Source organism: Streptomyces sp. A5-4, assembly GCF_051131715.1.
Classification (GTDB): domain Bacteria; phylum Actinomycetota; class Actinomycetes; order Streptomycetales; family Streptomycetaceae; genus Streptomyces.
Genome location: NZ_CP178591.1, coordinates 1,432,501 through 1,447,590 on the forward strand (window position 1 = coordinate 1,432,501; position 15,090 = coordinate 1,447,590).

Genomic DNA, 15,090 nt, shown 5'->3' on the forward strand with positions numbered 1-15,090 from the left:
ATACGCGTGCGAGCCCGGGTCGCGCGGTCCGTCGTATGCCTCGACCTCGGTAAGGCGCAGTTCGATGGGCCCGTCGTCGGACTCACGCACCAGGGTGCGGCCCAGCAGGTCGGGGGCGACCGCAAGGACAGGGCGGTCGAAGAACCCCCGGTCGAGCGGCGTACGGTCTGGATCCGTGATCATGCCATCCGAGCGTAGTGGAACTCGTCCACCCGGGTAGGTGGCCGCGAGACATCCGCTTTGCCAGGGTGAGGGCGCGGAACCGGGTGTGCTCGTTCTGCGTTTGTACGGGTCAGTATCAAAAATCTGGGGAGAGACATGGGCTTCAAGAAGCTGCTCGCGAGTTTGGGTGCCGGTGGCGCGTCGGTGGAGACGGAGCTCACCGAGGCGAACGTCGTGCCCGGTGGTGTGGTGCAGGGCGAGGTGCGGATCCAGGGTGGATCGGTCGATCAGCAGATCGACGCCCTCTCGGTCGGGCTTCAGGCCCGCGTCGAGGTCGAGGGCAACGACCAGGAGATCAAGCAGGACATCGAGTTCACCAAGCAGCGGCTCGGTGGCGCCTTCGAGGTGAAGGCCGGGGCCGTGCACGTGGTGCCGTTCGGTCTTGAGATTCCCTGGGAGACGCCCATCACGAGCATCGCCGGCCAGCAGCTGCGCGGGATGAACATCGGGGTGACGACCGAGCTGGAGATCGCGCGGGCCGTGGACTCCGGTGACCTGGACCCGATCAACGTGCACCCGCTGCCGGCGCAGCAGGCCCTGCTGGACGCCTTCGTACAGCTGGGCTTCCGCTTCAAGAGCGCCGACATGGAGCGCGGTCACATCCGTGGGACGCGTCAGCGGCTGCCGTTCTACCAGGAGATCGAATTCCTGCCGCCGCAGCAGTACCGCGGGCTGAACCAGGTCGAGCTGACCTTCGTCGCGGACGACCGCGAGATGGACGTCGTACTGGAGATGGACAAGAAGCCGGGGCTGTTCAGCGAGAGCAGTGACTCCTACCGGGCATTCAAGGTCGGGCTGAACGACTTCCAGGGCACCGACTGGAGTGCGTACCTCAACGAGTGGCTCGCGCAGGTCGGCGGTCGGCGCAACTGGCTCTAGGCCCCTAGGCTCGGAAGCTGTCAGGCAGAAACACCGAACCGGAGGTTGAGACGTGTCCGAGGCCAAGAAGGCGCCGCTCCCCCATGACTTCCATCCGCCGGTGCCCTCGTTCACCGTGGTGAGCGAGGACGTCGCGCAGGGTGCGGTGCTCAAGGACGCTCAGGTCCACGCGGCCGGTAATACGTCGCCGCACTTGCGGTGGGAGGGGTTCCCGGCCGGGACCAAGAGCTTCGCCGTGACCTGCTTTGATCCGGACGCCCCGACCGGCAGCGGTTTCTGGCACTGGACTGTCTTCAACATTCCGGCGTCGGTCACGGAGCTGCCGGCCGGGGCGGGCGGCGGGAAGTTCGAGGGGCTTCCCGACGGCGCCCTGCAGGCTCGTAACGACTACGGGTCGAAGGACTTCGGCGGGGCAGCGCCGCCGGCCGGCGAGAACCACCGTTATGTCTTCACCGTGTACGCGGTGGACAGCGAGAAGCTCGGGCCGGACGCGGACACCCCGCCTGCGGCGGTCGGGTTCAATCTGCGTTTTCACACCCTCGGGCGTGCTCAGCTGGTCGCACAGTATGAGGCTCCCGCGCAGAGTTGACCGTTCATCCTCTGTTTGCCCGTCCCTGGTCTTGGAAGAGATCAGGGACGGGCATTTTTTTATTACGTTGTCCATCTCGACGCGCCCGTCCAGAGTTGATCCAAGCCCGCCGGGGGTGGGCCGACGCAGGGAGGGTGGGCGAGATGCGGGACACGCTGGTACTGAACGCGAGCTTCGAGCCGCTGTCGACAGTGACACTGAACCGTGCCGTGGTGCTTGTGCTGCAGGACAAGGCCGTCGTCGAGCAGGCCCATCCCGGACTGCTGATGCGAGCGGCGGCCGTGGAGCTTCCGGTGCCGCAGGTGATCAGGCTCTGCCGGTATGTGCGGGTGCCTTTCCGAAGACATGCGCCGTGGTCGAGGCGGGGTGTGCTGATACGGGACCAGCACCGGTGCGCGTACTGCGGGCGGCGGGCGACGACCGTCGACCATGTCGTGCCGAGGTCGCAGGGTGGTGAGGACACCTGGCTGAACACGGTGGCGTCCTGTGCGCAGGACAACCACCGCAAGGCGGCGCGTACGCCGGAGGAGGCTTCGATGCCGCTGCTGAGGCGGCCGTTCGTGCCGTCGCCCGCGGACGCGATGCTGCTCGCGCTGGGCGCGGGCGAGCGGTCGGCGCTGCCGGGGTGGCTGGCCCAGCCCGCGTAGCGGGTGGTGATGTGGAGAAACCCGCCTTCGGGGACGAGGGCGGGCTTCCGTGTGTCAGCGCAGCAGGAGCTGGATGATCGCCAAGGTTCCCACGACGACGATCAGTGCGCGCAAAGCCGTGGGGGGAAGGCGACGGCCGAACTTGGCGCCGAGCTGGCCGCCGATGGCCGAGCCGACGGCGATGAGGGCCACCGCCGTCCAGTCGAATTCCGCGACGAAGAGGAAGAACGTCGCGGCGACGGTGTTGACGATGGCGGCGAGGACGTTCTTCGTGGCGTTGAGGCGCTGCATGGTGTCGATGAGCAGCATGCCCATCAGGGCGACGTAGATGATGCCCTGAGCCGCGGTGAAGTAGCCGCCGTAGACGCTGGCGAGCAGCAGCCCGGTGAACAGGAGCGGGCCGCCGTCCGGGTCGGCGTGCGAGCCCGTGCGTTCGCGGCGGCGCTGGACGGCCTTGGTGATGCGGGGCTGCAGGATCACCAGGACCAGGGCGAGCCCGACCAGTATGGGGACGATCGTCTCGAACGCGGTCGGCGGCAGGACGAGGAGCAGCGCGGCTCCGGCGATGCCGCCGATGGCCGAGGCGATACCCAGGCGCAGGACGCGACGGCGCTGGCCGGTGAGCTCCTTGCGGTAGCCGATGGCGCCGCTGATCGAACCGGGGATCAGGCCGAGGGCGTTGGAGACGGTCGCGGTGACCGGGGGCAGGCCGGTGGCGAGCAGCACCGGGAAGGTGATGAGCGTGCCGGACCCGACGACGGTGTTGATGGCTCCCGCGCCGATGCCCGCGGCGAAAACGGCGAGCATCTCCCAGATCGTCACGCGGCGCCCCTAGTCGGTGATCGGTGCTTGCTGCACCGATCACCGATCATGCCCGACGGCGTACGCGTGTCAGTCGATGGGAGGCTGCTCGCGGCGTTCCTGGCCGGTGTCGCGACGCTCCTGGCCGGTGTTGAAGCCGGAGGCGCCACTGCCGAGGTTCCCGAAGGCGCCGCTGAGGCCCTTGAGCGCGTCGCCGATCTCGCTGGGGACGATCCAGAGCTTGTTGGCGTCGCCCTCGGCGAGCTTGGGGAGCATCTGGAGGTACTGGTACGAGAGGAGCTTCTGGTCCGGGTCGCCCGCGTGGATGGACTCGAAGACCGTACGGATGGCTTGGGCCTCGCCCTCGGCGCGCAGTGCGGAGGCCTTGGCCTCACCTTCGGCGCGCAGGATCGCCGACTGCTTCTCGCCCTCGGCGGTCAGGATCGCGGACTGCCGGATGCCTTCGGCCGTGAGGATCGCGGCGCGCTTGTCGCGGTCGGCGCGCATCTGCTTCTCCATCGAGTCCTGGATGGAGGTGGGCGGCTCGATCGCCTTGAGCTCGACCCGGTTAACGCGGATGCCCCACTTGCCGGTGGCCTCGTCGAGCACGCCACGCAGCGCGGCGTTGATCTCCTCGCGGGAGGTGAGGGTCCGCTCCAGGTCCATGCCGCCGATGATGTTGCGCAGGGTGGTGACGGTGAGCTGCTCGATCGCCTGGATGTAGCTGGCGACTTCGTAGGTCGCGGCGCGGGCGTCGGTCACCTGGTAGTAGATGACGGTGTCGATGTTCACGACCAGGTTGTCCTGGGTGATGACTGGCTGGGGCGGGAAGGGCACCACTTGTTCACGCAGGTCGATCCGGTTGCGGATCGAGTCGATGAACGGAACGACGATGTTCAGGCCTGCGTTGAGGGTGCGCGTGTAGCGGCCGAAGCGCTCCACGATGGCGGCGCTCGCCTGCGGGATGACCTGGATCGTCTTGATCAGGGCGATGAAGACCAGCACCACCAGGATGATCAGGACGATGATGACGGATGACATCGCGTTCCCCGTGCCCTTCGTGTTGTGCTGCTCGAGAGTGCGGCTTGTGCTGCTCGAGAGTACGGCCCGGCTGATCTGATGATCCATCTTCCCAGATCGGTGCCTGGTGCGTGGGTGGTTCGGCTCACATGGGACAGCTGTGGCGCCCAGGTGGGACTCGCGCAACGGCTCACATGACGACGGCAGTTGCTCCGTCGATCTCGATGACGTCGACCTGCTCGCCCGGTTCGAAGCTCTGACCGTTGTCCAGTGCCCGCGCCGACCAGATCTCGCCGGCGAGCTTGATTCTGCCCCCGCCGCCGCCGTCGACCCGTTCCAGGACGACGGCCTGACGGCCCTTCAGGGCGTCGATCCCGGTGGCCAGTTGGGGACGCTCGGTGCGGTGCCGGGCCGCGATGGGCCGTACCACGGCGAGGAGCGCGACCGATACGGCGACGAAGACCAGCACTTGGGCGACCATGCCGCCGCCGACGCCCGCTGTGACGGCGCCGGCGACCGCGCCGGCGGACAGCATTCCGAACTCCGGCATCGTGGTCAGGACAAGCGGAATTCCCAGCCCTACCGCGCCGATCAGCCACCACACCCATGCTTCGATTTCCACATGGTCATGGTAGGTGCGCGGGGGTCCTTGCCGACAGTGCGCAGAGCGGGTCAGCTGAGCGGCAGTCCCTGGGCCGTCCATCGGTCGGACCTGCGCTCGACGACGAGCGGGAGGCCGAAGCACAACGAGAGGTTGCGGGAGGTCAGTTCGGTCTCCATGGGGCCCGCGGCGAGAATCTTGCCCTGCCGGATCATCAGGACGTGGGTGAAGCCCGGGGCGATCTCCTCGACATGGTGCGTCACCATGATCATGGAGGGGGCGTACGGGTCGCGGGCGAGGCGCCCGAGTCGGCGTACGAGGTCCTCGCGGCCGCCGAGGTCGAGCCCGGCGGCGGGCTCGTCGAGTAGCAGCAGTTCGGGGTCGGTCATCATCGCGCGGGCGATCATCGTGCGCTTGCGCTCGCCCTCGGAGAGCGTGCCGAACTTCCGGTCCAGGTAGTCCGTCATGCCGAGGCGGTCGAGGAAGGCGCGGGCGCGCTGCTCGTCGACCTCGTCGTAGCTCTCGTGCCAGGTGGCGGTCATGCCGTACGCGGCGGTGAGCACCGTCTGCAGGACGGTCTGCCGCTTGGGCAGCTTCTCCGCCATCGCGATGCCGGCCATGCCGATGCGGGGGCGGAGGTCGAAGACGTCGGCGCCCGGGCTGCCGAGCTGCTCGCCGAGGATCCGGGCGGTGCCGGTGGACGGGTAGAGGTAGCTGGAGGCGAGGTTGAGCAGGGTGGTCTTGCCGGCGCCGTTGGGGCCGAGGATCACCCAGCGCTCGCCTTCCTTGACCGACCAGGAGACGTCGTCCACCAGAGCGCGTCCGTCCCGGACCACGGATACGTCCACCAGCTCCAGTACATCGCTCATGAGCGCGTTGTCTCCCCATGCAGTCTCGGAAATTTCGGGTGTACCTGTGGGCACAGTTCCCAGGGAAAACCTACGCCACCGGCCGGGCGGTCCGGCCCTTAGGGCCTGTCCGACCCTGATCCGCCGGACGGGCCCCAGGTCTCCCCGGTCGATTCTCTAGGCTGGGCGCATGCTTTCGGAACCACGCTCAGGACGACTGGCCGCATGGGGAAACGCCCTGTTGGCCGGACTTGTTTCGTTGGACGACGCCGCGCTCGGCGTCGTCGGGGAGGACACGGTGCACCGGGTGGAGGGTGTGCCCGGTGAGGCGCGGCCCGTGGGGCTCACCCTCGCGCTGGGGAGACTCCGGGCGCTGGGCGTGACCGGCTTTCGGGTGGCGCTGCCCGCGCCGGGGCATCCGCTGGGGCTCAGCGGGCCGCCGGAGTTCAACGCGCGGGCACTGGACGCGCAGGAGGCGGTGGTCGCGGTCGGGGCTCCGTACGGGCTGGTGCCGGAGGTGGACGAGGTGGGTCCGCCCGGTGATGTGCGGGTCGAGGTGGTGTGGCACTGCCTGCCGGTGCGGGAGGCCCCGCCGGCCGATGTGCCCTCGCTCGGGGAGGCGGAGCGGGAGCTCGCGGAGGGGCTGCGGGACGCCACCGCGGCACTCGCCCAGCTGGATGTGGCGGGATCGGGGCCGGTAGCGGAGGCCGCGATGGACGCGTACCGGGCGCGGGCGGGGCGGACCGGGGTCGGCCGGGATGTGCTGGCCCCCGGGTATCCGCCGCGGGCGGCGCGGGTGTTGGAGCTGGCCCAGCGGGTCGGGCTGCTGATCTCGCTGGCGTACGAGCACGGGCCGGGCGGCGCTGTGAGCGCGTCGCAGATCGCGGCGCGGGGGGAGGCGCTGCGGCCGGTGGAGCGGGTGGCGCGCCGGGCGCAGGTCGCGGCGTACAACGCGTGGGTGGAGGAGCAGGAGCGCGGGTAGGGCGCGGCGCGCCCCGGTCCGCGCACGGGGAAGGCCCCGCGGTCCTAAGTCCGCGGGGCCTTCGGGAGCAGTGGTGTGGCTGCTCAGACGTTCTGGGAGGCGTTGCCGAAGGCCGGGTTCAGCACGCCGATGACGTTGACGCTGTTGCCCGTGGCGTTGACCGGAACGTGGACCGGAACCTCCGCCAGGTTGCCGGAGATGACGCCCGGGGACTTCGTGGCCGCACCCTGCGTGTGGGCGTCGGCCGACGCGACGCCCGCGGACGCGCCCGCGGCGAGACCGGCGATGGCGAGGATCAAGGCGGACTTCTTGGCGCTGTTCATGAAACAAGTTCCTTCTGCTGTTACGGGTTCGGGCCCCATGGGGGATGTGGAGCAAGCGACACCGGACCGGCCCCCGAGCGGGCTCGGGGGCCGGTGGTCACTGGTCGACCGCGGGGGTCGGTCAGCGGTTGATGCCGAGGTTCCCGAAGGCCGGGTTGAGGACACCGATGACGTTCACGGTGTTGCCGACCGCGTTCACCGGTACGTGGATGGGCGCCTGGACCAGGTTGCCGGAGGCAACGCCGGGCGAGTGAACGGCCTTGCCGTGGGCGTCCGCACCGGAGGTGGCGGAGGCGGCGCCGGCACCGGCGGCGACAATGCCACCGGCGACCATGGCGATGGCAGCGGCCTTCTGCAGGTTCTTCACTTGAGGGTCCTCCTAGCAAATCGCTGCGACCAGCCGCCGCAGCACGCCATGGAGAACGGCCGGGGGCCGATCAGGATGCGCCGTACGGGTGACATACACCCGACGGTATGAATCTTGGTTCGGGGTGGGATCGTCGGATTAGCCAGTAACCCCATGTCGGACGGCCCACAGCGCCGCCTGGGTCCGGTCGGAGACGTCCAGCTTCATCAGAACGTTCGATACATGTGTCTTGACGGTCTTCTCGGAGAGCACCAGCGCGCGGGCGATCTCCCGGTTGGACCGTCCGTCGGCGATCAGTGTCAGCACTTCGCGTTCCCTCTCGGTGAGGGTGCTCCCCCGGCCCGTCCCGCCGAGGGTGTCGTCCTGGGCCAGCAGGGCGTCCGCGACCTCCGGCTGGAGCAGGACATGGCCCGCGTGCACCGAGCGGATGGCGCCGGCCAGCGCGTCCGGGTCCACGTCCTTGTAGACGTATCCCGATGCGCCCGCGCGCAGGGCGGGGACGACGGTCCGCTGCTCGGTGAAGCTGGTCACGATCAGTACCTTGGCGGGGTTGGCCAGCTCGCGGAGCCGGCGCAGCGCCTCGATGCCGTCGGTGCCGGGCATCTTGATGTCCATGAGGACGACGTCGGGGCGGAGCTCCTCGGCGCGGGCGACGCCTTCGGCGCCGTCGCCTGCCTCGCCCACCACCTCGATGTCGTCCTGGACCTCCAGGAACGTACGCAGGCCGCGGCGGACGACCTGGTGGTCGTCGACCAGCAGTACGCGGATCGTCTTCTCAGCCACCGGGGACCTCCATGTCGATGGTGGTGCCCTTGCCGGGCGCCGATTCCACGGTGAGCCGCCCGCCGACGCCGTTCGCGCGGTCGCGCATCGAGACCAGGCCCAGGTGGCGGCCGGCCCGTCGGACGGTGCCGGTGTCGAAGCCCGAGCCGTCGTCGGTGATCCTCAGCCGGGCGCCTCGGCCGCTCTTCGCGAGTACGACGCCGACCTCTCCGGCGCCGGAGTGGCGCAGCGCGTTGTGCAGGGCCTCCTGGGCGACCCGCAGGAGCGCTTCCTCCTGGGCGGCTGGCAGCGCCCGCACACCGCGGCTCTCGAAGGTGACACGGGCGCCGTGTGCCCGGTCGAGGACCTGGATGTGGGTGCGCAGGGTGGCGTTGAGGCCGTCCTCGTCGAGGGCGGCGGGGCGCAGCTCGACCACGGCGGCACGCAGTTCGTCGGCGGCCTCGGCGGCGAGCGCGGCCACCTGCTGGAGCTCGTCCTTGGCGCGGGCCGGGTCGCGGTCGACGAGGGCGGCGGCTGCCTGGGCGGTCAGCCGCAGGGAGAAGAGCTTCTGGCTCACGGCGTCGTGGAGCTCGTGGGCCAGCCGGGAGCGTTCCTCCACGATGGTCAGCTCGCGGCTGCGCTCGTACAGGCGGGCGTTGGTGAGCGCTATCGCCGCGTGCTGGGCGAGCATTCCGAGCAGTTCCTCGTCCTCCTCGGTGAAGCCGCAGCCGCCGCCGGGCTTGGAGCAGCGCTTGTTGGCGAGGAAGAGCGCGCCGATGACCTCGTCGCCGTCCCTGATCGGCAGGCCCAGGAAGTCGGACATCTCGGGGTGCGCGGCGGGCCAGCCCTCGAAGCGGGGGTCCTTGCGTACGTCCGCGAGGCGCTCTGGCTGGGCGCCGTGCAGCATCGCGGCGAGGATGCCGTGCTGGCGGGGCAGCGGGCCGATGGCCTTCCACTGTTCCTCGCTGATCCCGTCCACCACGAACTGGGCGAAGCCGCCGTGGTCGTCGGGGACGCCCAGGGCGGCGTACTTCGCGTCGAGCAGCTCGCGGGCGGAGGCCACGATCGTCTTGAGTACGTCGCGTACTTCCAGGTGCCGGCTCATGGCGAGCAGCGCGGTGCTCACGGCGGTGAGGCCGGAGCTCGGGGACGGGGTCATGGGCTCACGCTACCGGCGGCGAACACGCACCGTATCGGGCCTGCGGCGGCCGTCGCCTGGTCCGCAGGGCGTAGGCCGAAGTACCCCTGTGGACGCGGTCGGCGGCTGAGGCGCCGGAGTCCACGGCGTGGCCGGCAACGCCGCGCGGGTGGCCGGTGGCCGGGCTCTCGCGGTGGGCACGACGGCGGTGCGGGCGCTGGAGGCGATCGTGGGGCGGGCGGCGCTGCGCCGCGCGTACACCGGGGCGTTGCGTCGTCTCTACCTCTGGCGCGAGTTCGGCGGCCTCCCCCTCATACTTCCGGAGGAGAACGCTCACGGTGTGCGTCGCGACAGCAACGGTTGGTGAGGTTGTTACCTGCCCGATGTGAGCCCGCACATAGGACGCACATCACTTACGAAGAGCCCTAGTGGATGCATAAGGGGCACGTGAGCGGGGTAGGACCGGACATTTGACGCGCCTGCTAGCCACTGGGCCAACTACCTCGGATCGTACTTCACAGCTTTGCCACAAGATTTTGCGGACGCTAACAATGGCTGCCGTCGCGGACTCCGCGGCTTCCGCTATTCGAAGAGGTAAGTCTGCATGTCCGCGTCCAGCACCCCCGGCCTTAGTCGCCTGAAGAAGACTCACAAGGCCTCCATCGCCGGCGTCGCCGCTCTCGGCGCCGCTGCCCTCGCGTTCTCGCTCGTCCCCGGCGAAGCGAGTGCCGAGGCCGAGCCCCAGACCGTCTCCGCCGCCCCCGTGGCCTGGTCGAGCGCCGCCGGCAGCACGCAGGCCAAGGCCGTTCACCTGAGCATCGAGCAGCAGCACGTCGGCGCCGACAAGCAGGCCAAGGACTTCGCCGCCAAGGTGAAGGCCGCCGAGGCCAAGGCCGACGCCAAGGCCAAGGCCGACGCCAGGGCCAAGGCGAAGGCCTCCGCCCAGGCGAAGGCCAAGGCCGAGGCGAAGGCCCGCGCCGACGAGCGCGCGGCCGCGAGCCGCGCCGCCGCGCGCAAGCCCGTCTACGCCAACAACCTGGACGGCTGGATCCGCCAGTCCCTGGACATCATGAAGTCCAAGGGCATCCCCGGTTCGTACGACGGACTGCACCGCAACATCATGCGGGAGTCCACGGGCAACCCGAACGCCAGCAACGGCTGGGACATCAACGCCCAGAACGGCACCCCGTCGATCGGCCTGCTCCAGGTCATCCAGCCGACGTTCGACGCCTTCCACGTCTCGGGTACGTCGACGAACATCGCCGACCCGGTCGCCAACATCACCGCCGCGGCCAACTACGCCGCGGACAAGTACGGCTCCATCGACAACGTCAACGGCGCCTACTGAGTCGTGGCCCCCACAGGCCCGACCGAACGCCGACGCACAAGGGCGGCACCTCCGAGAGGTGCCGCCCTTGTGCGTCGTACCGGAGCCGTTACTTGCGCATGACCTCGGGCTCGTGGCGGCGCAGCAGGCGCACCACGATGAAGCCGCAGAGTGCGCCGATGCCGAGCAGCACACCCATGTCGGTGATCCACTGACTCGCGGAGTGGTCCCACAGGGCGTCGAGGTTCTTGACGTCCCACGGCATCGCGATATTGAGTTCCGCCGTCGTGCCCAGCGCGGCCACCGCCCAGCGCGAGGGCATCAGCCAGGCGACCTGCTCGATGCCGGGGCTGTCGTGCAGCTGGAACAGGACGCCGGTGAAGACGACCTGGACGATCGCGAACATGACCAGCAGCGGCATGGTCTTCTCGGCGGTCTTCACCAGGGCCGAGATGATCAGGCCGAACATCATCGAGGTGAACCCGAGGGCGCTGATGACCATCGTCATCTCGACGACCGGGTAGTCCTCGAAGATGACGCCCTCGGCCGGCAGCTTCGCGCGGGCGCCGAAGCCGATCGCCGCGATGATGATGCCCTGCAGGGCGGTGATCAGGCCGAGGACGATGACCTTGGACATGAGATACGCGGAACGGGACAGGCCGGTGGCGCGCTCCCGCTCGTAGATCACCCGTTCCTTGATCAGCTCGCGGACGGAGTTGGCGGCGCCGGAGAAGCACGCGCCGACCGCGAGGATCAGCAGGATCGTACCGACGTCCTTGTTGACCAGCCTGTTCTTCTCCGGGCCGAGGCCGAGGCCGCTGTCGGCCGGGATGACGACGCTGACGATGCCGAGCACCGCCGGGAGGATCAGCATCAGGCCGATGAAGCCCTTGTCGGAGACGATCACCGACACATAGCGGCGGACCAGGGTCCACAGCTGCGAGCCCCAGCCCTGCGGCTTGGGCGGGCGCATCTGCTGGGCGGGCGGCATGTGTACGGACTGTGCGGCGACCGCGTCGATGTCGGCGGCGTACATCTGGTAGTGCTGCGAGCCGCGCCAGCGGCCCGCCCAGTCGTAGTCGCGGTAGTTCTCGAAGGCCGAGAAGACGTCGGCCCAGGTGCTGTAGCCGAAGAAGTTGAGCGCTTCCTCCGGCGGCCCGAAGTAGGCGACGGACCCGCCGGGCGCCATCACCAGGAGCTTGTCGCAGATCGCGAGCTCGGCCACGGAGTGGGTGACGACCAGGACGGTGCGGCCGTCGTCGGCGAGGCCACGCAGCAGCTGCATGACGTCGCGGTCCATGCCCGGGTCGAGGCCGGACGTCGGCTCGTCGAGGAAGATCAGCGACGGCTTGGTCAGCAGCTCAAGGGCGACCGAGACGCGCTTGCGCTGGCCACCGGAGAGGGAGCTGACCTTCTTCTCCTTGTGGATGTCCAGCTTGAGCTCGCCCAGTACCTCGTCGATACGGGTCTGCCGCTCGGCCTCCGAGGTGTCGGCCGGGAAGCGGAGCTTGGCCGCGTACTTCAGGGCCTTCTTCACCGACAGTTCCTTGTGCAGGATGTCGTCCTGCGGGACCAGACCGATGCGCTGGCGCAGCTCGGCGAACTGCTTGTACAGGTTCCTGTTGTCGTAGAGGACATCGCCCTTGTTGGCGGGCCGGTAGCCGGTGAGCGCCTTGAGCAGCGTCGACTTGCCCGAGCCCGAGGGGCCGATGACCGCGATGAGCGACTTCTCCGGTACGCCGAAGGAGACGTCCTTGAGGATGTCCTTGCCGCCGTCGACCGTCACCGTGAGGTGGCGGGCGGAGAAGGAGACCTCACCGGTGTCGACGAACTCCTCGAGCCGGTCCCCGACGAGGCGGTACGTCGAGTGGCCGACGCCCACGATGTCGTTGGGACCGAGCAGCGCGGTGCCCGACTTGGCGATCGGCTGACCGTTGACGTACGTGCCGTTGTGGCTGCCGAGGTCATGGATCTCGAAACGGCCGTCGGGCGTCGCCACGAACTCGGCGTGCAGCCGGGAGACCTGGAGGTCGGAGACGACCAGTTCGTTCTCCAGCGCACGGCCGATCCGCATGACCCGGCCGAGCGCCACCTGGTGGAACGTCGTCGGGCTGCGGTCGCCGTACACCGGCGGAGCCCCCGCGGCACCGCCGGAGGGGCCGCCCTGCTGGTGCGGCACCTGCGCCTGCTGAGGCTGCTGCTGCCAGGCCCGCTGTCCCTGCGGCTGCGGCTGCGGCTGCTGCTGCGGCGGCTGGTACTGCGGCTGCTGGTACTGCTGCGCCTGCGCCGCCCAGCCCGGACCGCTCTGCGGCGGCGCCTGCTGGGGTGCCTGCTGCTGAGGTGCCTGCTGGTTGCCCATCGCCCCCTGCGCGCTGGGCACACCCGCGTCCGCGCCCGCGCCGGTCAGGCTCAGCCGCGGGCCGTCGGTGGCATTGCCCAGGTGCACGGCGGAGCCGGGGCCGATCTCCATCTGGTGGATCCGCTGACCCTGCACATAGGTGCCGTTGGTGCTGCCGTGGTCCTCAATGACCCAGCTGCGCCCGCCCCAGCTGATGGTCGCGTGCCGCCACGAGACCCTGGCGTCGTCGATCGCCAGATCACCCTGCGGATCGCGTCCGAGGGTGTACGACCTGGACGGATCGAGCGTCCAGGTCCTGCCATTCAATTCCAGTACGAGTTCCGGCACTCCGCGCCCCACTAGTTGTCCCCCGAGTTACCCCCATCGCAGGGAGTCTAGGGATGCTGAACATCGTGGGGAACTATTTCAGGCCCAGTCCCGAATACGAAAGCCGGGCCCAGTGACGACCTCGTACCAACCCTGTATCAGCTGCCCGTTGACGCGGGAGGAATGGGCTCGGAGAGTAGTAAGCGTCCATGAGTGCGTACGGATCATGCGCGAACAGAATAAGTAGGGACACTTCCGTACGGATCGGGGGGCCTTATGGCTGCGAGCGACAGCGGGCGTGTGCGGTGGGGCGATGCGCTGTCGGCCTCCATCGCCTCGGTGAGCTGGGCGTTGGTGGGGATGGCGGGCGTGGCCGCTCTCGGGCTGCATCTGCTGGGCGCGGATTCCACCGCGTCGCTCGGGCCGATGACGGCGGCCATGGTGGTGCTCGGGGCGGGTGGTTCGGTCAGCCCGTCCGGCGACGTCGAGGCCTTCGGCCTTGAGGGCGCCGAGGCGCGGACCGCCGTCGACATCGCGCCACTGGGGGTGGGCCTGGCCGGCGCGCTCCTTCTCGCCGTGTTCTTCCTGCGGTCGCTGCGGGGCGCGGGCGCGTTCATCTCCGGGGGTGAGCTGGCCGCGCGGGCGGGTGCGGTGGCCGTCCTGTTCGTCGCGACCATGGGCGGGCTCGCCTGGGCAGGTCACGACGTCATCACAATCGACGGTGACCGACTCGGCCTTGAGGAGATCCCGGGCAACGATCTGCCCGACGGCATCAGCGACAAACTGCCCGAAGGGCTCGGGGACCTCGGCGGTCTGCTGCCCGACCGGCTCACCGATCTCGCGGACGCGAAGGCGTCGGTGGGGTTCACCGTCAACACCGCCGAGTCCCTGGTGGGCGGGGCCTGCTGGGTGCTCGGGGTGCTGGTGATCGCACTGCTCGCGTCCCGTCGTACGCCGTTGCCGCGCCGCCTGGACGCGCTGCACCGGCTCGTGCGGCCCGCCGCTTCCGCCCTGGTCACGGTGTTCGTGCTGGCGGTCCTGGCGGGGCTCGCCGCGGCGGCGTACGCGGCGGTCGGTGACGACAACCCGAAGCGGATCGCCGGGGCGGCGCTGCTCGGGGCGCCGAACGGGGTGTGGCTCGGGATCACGGTCGGGCTGCTGGTGCCGTGGGACGGCGGGGCCACCGGCGAGCTGGCGCAGCTGCTGCCCGATCCGGTGGACGACCTGTTGCGGGTCTCCGACGGCCGGGAGCTGACGCTGGGGCGGCTCGCCGAGCTCGATCAGCGGGTCTGGCTGCTGGGCGTGGCCGCCGCGGTGACGATGCTGCTCGCCGGGGTGCTGGCCGCGGCCCGTACCCCCAGGGGCGGCCGGTCGGCGGTCGGCTTCGCCGGGCGGTGCGCGGTGCGGCTCGGTGTCGTGACCGCGTCGGCGCTGCCGCTGCTGGTGTGGCTGACGGACATCTCCGCCGACGCTTCGCTGTCGGTGCTCGGGTTCGACGCGTTCGGCGCGGGCATCGAGCTGCACGGCAGTGCGCCGATGGCGGCGCTGCTCGGGGGCGCGTGGGGTACGGCGGCCGGTGGCCTCGGGGCGCTGCTGGCGTGCCTGTCGGGGGCGGCGGGGCGGCGGGCTTCGCCGTTCGCCCTCGGGACGCGGCGGGAGGACCGGACGTACCCGGATCCGGCGTCCGGACCCGGGCCGTACACACCGTCGCCCGGATACCGCCCCGCCGGCGAGGACACCAACCCCTATCTGCGGCCACCACACGGCGTGCACGGGGCGCCGACCGTGGTGGGGCCCGCGCCGCCGATGCCACCGCCCTCGCCCCGCCCCCGTCCGCCGGCGCCGCCGGAGGAGGGCCCGCCGCCGCCGGGGAGGCCGCGGATGCCGAGGTGACACCGGGCGCCCCTGAAGGCCGCGGA

17 protein-coding genes (1 of these 17 only partly in view) are annotated in these 15,090 nt (G+C 69.9%); 7 read left to right on the plus strand and 10 right to left on the minus strand.

Features of this window, described 5'->3' with window-relative positions; genetic code table 11:
• Window positions 1-183: the 5' end (the start) of a DNA-3-methyladenine glycosylase gene (locus tag ACLLJJ_RS06600; protein WP_434588320.1), read on the minus strand. The gene continues 456 nt to the left of window position 1, outside the view; only the first 183 of its 639 coding nucleotides appear in the window; its start codon is at window positions 181-183; the stop codon falls past the left edge of the window.
• A 135-nt stretch (window positions 184-318) separates the two neighbouring features.
• On the opposite strand from ACLLJJ_RS06600, the gene ACLLJJ_RS06605 reads away from it, so the two are divergent.
• From ACLLJJ_RS06605 to ACLLJJ_RS06615, 3 genes are all read left to right on the plus strand, one after another.
• The gene (locus ACLLJJ_RS06605; RefSeq protein ID WP_434588321.1) at window positions 319-1,101 is read left to right on the plus strand and encodes a sporulation protein; all 783 of its coding nucleotides are present in this window, start codon (window positions 319-321) and stop codon (window positions 1,099-1,101) included.
• A gap of 52 nt (window positions 1,102-1,153) precedes the next feature.
• Window positions 1,154-1,690, plus strand: coding sequence for a YbhB/YbcL family Raf kinase inhibitor-like protein (locus tag ACLLJJ_RS06610; protein WP_434588322.1), 537 nt, complete (start codon window positions 1,154-1,156; stop codon window positions 1,688-1,690).
• A gap of 143 nt (window positions 1,691-1,833) precedes the next feature.
• Window positions 1,834-2,337: an HNH endonuclease gene (locus ACLLJJ_RS06615; protein WP_434588323.1), complete on the plus strand. Its 504-nt coding sequence runs from the start codon at window positions 1,834-1,836 to the stop codon at window positions 2,335-2,337.
• A gap of 54 nt (window positions 2,338-2,391) precedes the next feature.
• On the opposite strand, the gene ACLLJJ_RS06620 is transcribed toward ACLLJJ_RS06615, so the two are convergent.
• The 4 genes from ACLLJJ_RS06620 to ACLLJJ_RS06635 all read right to left on the minus strand — a co-directional run bounded on the left by ACLLJJ_RS06620 (window position 2,392) and on the right by ACLLJJ_RS06635 (window position 5,628).
• Entirely contained in the window at window positions 2,392-3,159 is a 768-nt protein-coding gene (locus tag ACLLJJ_RS06620) for a sulfite exporter TauE/SafE family protein (protein ID WP_434588324.1), read from the minus strand.
• Between the two features lie 69 nt (window positions 3,160-3,228).
• Window positions 3,229-4,179 (minus strand): SPFH domain-containing protein, encoded by a 951-nt coding sequence (locus ACLLJJ_RS06625; protein WP_434588325.1) that lies wholly within the window; start codon window positions 4,177-4,179, stop codon window positions 3,229-3,231.
• Between the two features lie 169 nt (window positions 4,180-4,348).
• Window positions 4,349-4,780 (minus strand): NfeD family protein, encoded by a 432-nt coding sequence (locus ACLLJJ_RS06630; protein ID WP_434588326.1) that lies wholly within the window; start codon window positions 4,778-4,780, stop codon window positions 4,349-4,351.
• 50 nt (window positions 4,781-4,830) lie between these two features.
• The gene (locus tag ACLLJJ_RS06635; RefSeq protein WP_434588327.1) at window positions 4,831-5,628 is read right to left on the minus strand and encodes an ABC transporter ATP-binding protein; all 798 of its coding nucleotides are present in this window, start codon (window positions 5,626-5,628) and stop codon (window positions 4,831-4,833) included.
• A 169-nt stretch (window positions 5,629-5,797) separates the two neighbouring features.
• On the opposite strand from ACLLJJ_RS06635, the gene ACLLJJ_RS06640 reads away from it, so the two are divergent.
• On the plus strand, window positions 5,798-6,589 hold the full coding sequence (locus tag ACLLJJ_RS06640) for a hypothetical protein (RefSeq protein WP_434588328.1): 792 nt from the start codon (window positions 5,798-5,800) through the stop codon (window positions 6,587-6,589).
• Window positions 6,590-6,672: 83 nt separating this feature from the next.
• On the opposite strand, the gene ACLLJJ_RS06645 is transcribed toward ACLLJJ_RS06640, so the two are convergent.
• The 4 genes from ACLLJJ_RS06645 to ACLLJJ_RS06660 form a co-directional block, all read right to left on the minus strand.
• Window positions 6,673-6,912, minus strand: a complete 240-nt coding sequence (locus tag ACLLJJ_RS06645; RefSeq protein WP_434588329.1) for a chaplin — start codon at window positions 6,910-6,912, stop codon at window positions 6,673-6,675.
• A gap of 121 nt (window positions 6,913-7,033) precedes the next feature.
• Complete coding sequence (locus ACLLJJ_RS06650) at window positions 7,034-7,279, minus strand: chaplin (protein WP_434588330.1); 246 nt, start codon at window positions 7,277-7,279, stop codon at window positions 7,034-7,036.
• 138 nt (window positions 7,280-7,417) lie between these two features.
• Complete coding sequence (locus ACLLJJ_RS06655) at window positions 7,418-8,062, minus strand: response regulator (protein ID WP_434588331.1); 645 nt, start codon at window positions 8,060-8,062, stop codon at window positions 7,418-7,420.
• Window positions 8,055-9,200, minus strand: coding sequence for a GAF domain-containing sensor histidine kinase (locus ACLLJJ_RS06660; protein WP_434588332.1), 1,146 nt, complete (start codon window positions 9,198-9,200; stop codon window positions 8,055-8,057). The genes ACLLJJ_RS06655 and ACLLJJ_RS06660 overlap by 8 nt, the downstream gene beginning before the upstream one ends.
• A gap of 127 nt (window positions 9,201-9,327) precedes the next feature.
• Here ACLLJJ_RS06660 and ACLLJJ_RS06665 point away from each other — a divergent pair, with 127 nt between their 5' ends.
• Window positions 9,328-9,546 carry a hypothetical protein gene (locus tag ACLLJJ_RS06665; RefSeq protein WP_434588333.1) on the plus strand — a complete coding sequence of 73 codons (219 nt, stop codon included), beginning with the start codon at window positions 9,328-9,330 and terminating at the stop codon, window positions 9,544-9,546.
• A gap of 237 nt (window positions 9,547-9,783) precedes the next feature.
• On the plus strand, window positions 9,784-10,527 hold the full coding sequence (locus ACLLJJ_RS06670; RefSeq protein WP_434588334.1) for a transglycosylase SLT domain-containing protein: 744 nt from the start codon (window positions 9,784-9,786) through the stop codon (window positions 10,525-10,527).
• A gap of 88 nt (window positions 10,528-10,615) precedes the next feature.
• On the opposite strand, the gene ACLLJJ_RS06675 is transcribed toward ACLLJJ_RS06670, so the two are convergent.
• On the minus strand, window positions 10,616-13,204 hold the full coding sequence (locus ACLLJJ_RS06675) for an FHA domain-containing protein (RefSeq protein WP_434588335.1): 2,589 nt from the start codon (window positions 13,202-13,204) through the stop codon (window positions 10,616-10,618).
• Window positions 13,205-13,447: 243 nt separating this feature from the next.
• On the opposite strand from ACLLJJ_RS06675, the gene ACLLJJ_RS06680 reads away from it, so the two are divergent.
• A complete protein-coding gene (locus ACLLJJ_RS06680) occupies window positions 13,448-15,064 on the plus strand; it encodes a streptophobe family protein (protein WP_434588336.1) in 1,617 nt (538 codons plus the stop codon).
• The last annotated feature ends 26 nt before the right edge of the window (window positions 15,065-15,090 follow it).

Coding starts and splice junctions, on each gene's coding strand:
- ACLLJJ_RS06605 (WP_434588321.1), top strand. CDS start 319: ATGGGCTTCAAGAAGCTGCTCGCGAGTTTGGGTGCCGGTGGCGCGTCG.
- ACLLJJ_RS06615 (WP_434588323.1), top strand. CDS start 1,834: ATGCGGGACACGCTGGTACTGAACGCGAGCTTCGAGCCGCTGTCGACA.
- ACLLJJ_RS06625 (WP_434588325.1), bottom strand. CDS start 4,179: ATGTCATCCGTCATCATCGTCCTGATCATCCTGGTGGTGCTGGTCTTC.
- ACLLJJ_RS06635 (WP_434588327.1), bottom strand. CDS start 5,628: ATGAGCGATGTACTGGAGCTGGTGGACGTATCCGTGGTCCGGGACGGA.
- ACLLJJ_RS06640 (WP_434588328.1), top strand. CDS start 5,798: ATGCTTTCGGAACCACGCTCAGGACGACTGGCCGCATGGGGAAACGCC.
- ACLLJJ_RS06645 (WP_434588329.1), bottom strand. CDS start 6,912: ATGAACAGCGCCAAGAAGTCCGCCTTGATCCTCGCCATCGCCGGTCTC.
- ACLLJJ_RS06660 (WP_434588332.1), bottom strand. CDS start 9,200: ATGACCCCGTCCCCGAGCTCCGGCCTCACCGCCGTGAGCACCGCGCTG.
- ACLLJJ_RS06670 (WP_434588334.1), top strand. CDS start 9,784: ATGTCCGCGTCCAGCACCCCCGGCCTTAGTCGCCTGAAGAAGACTCAC.
- ACLLJJ_RS06680 (WP_434588336.1), top strand. CDS start 13,448: ATGGCTGCGAGCGACAGCGGGCGTGTGCGGTGGGGCGATGCGCTGTCG.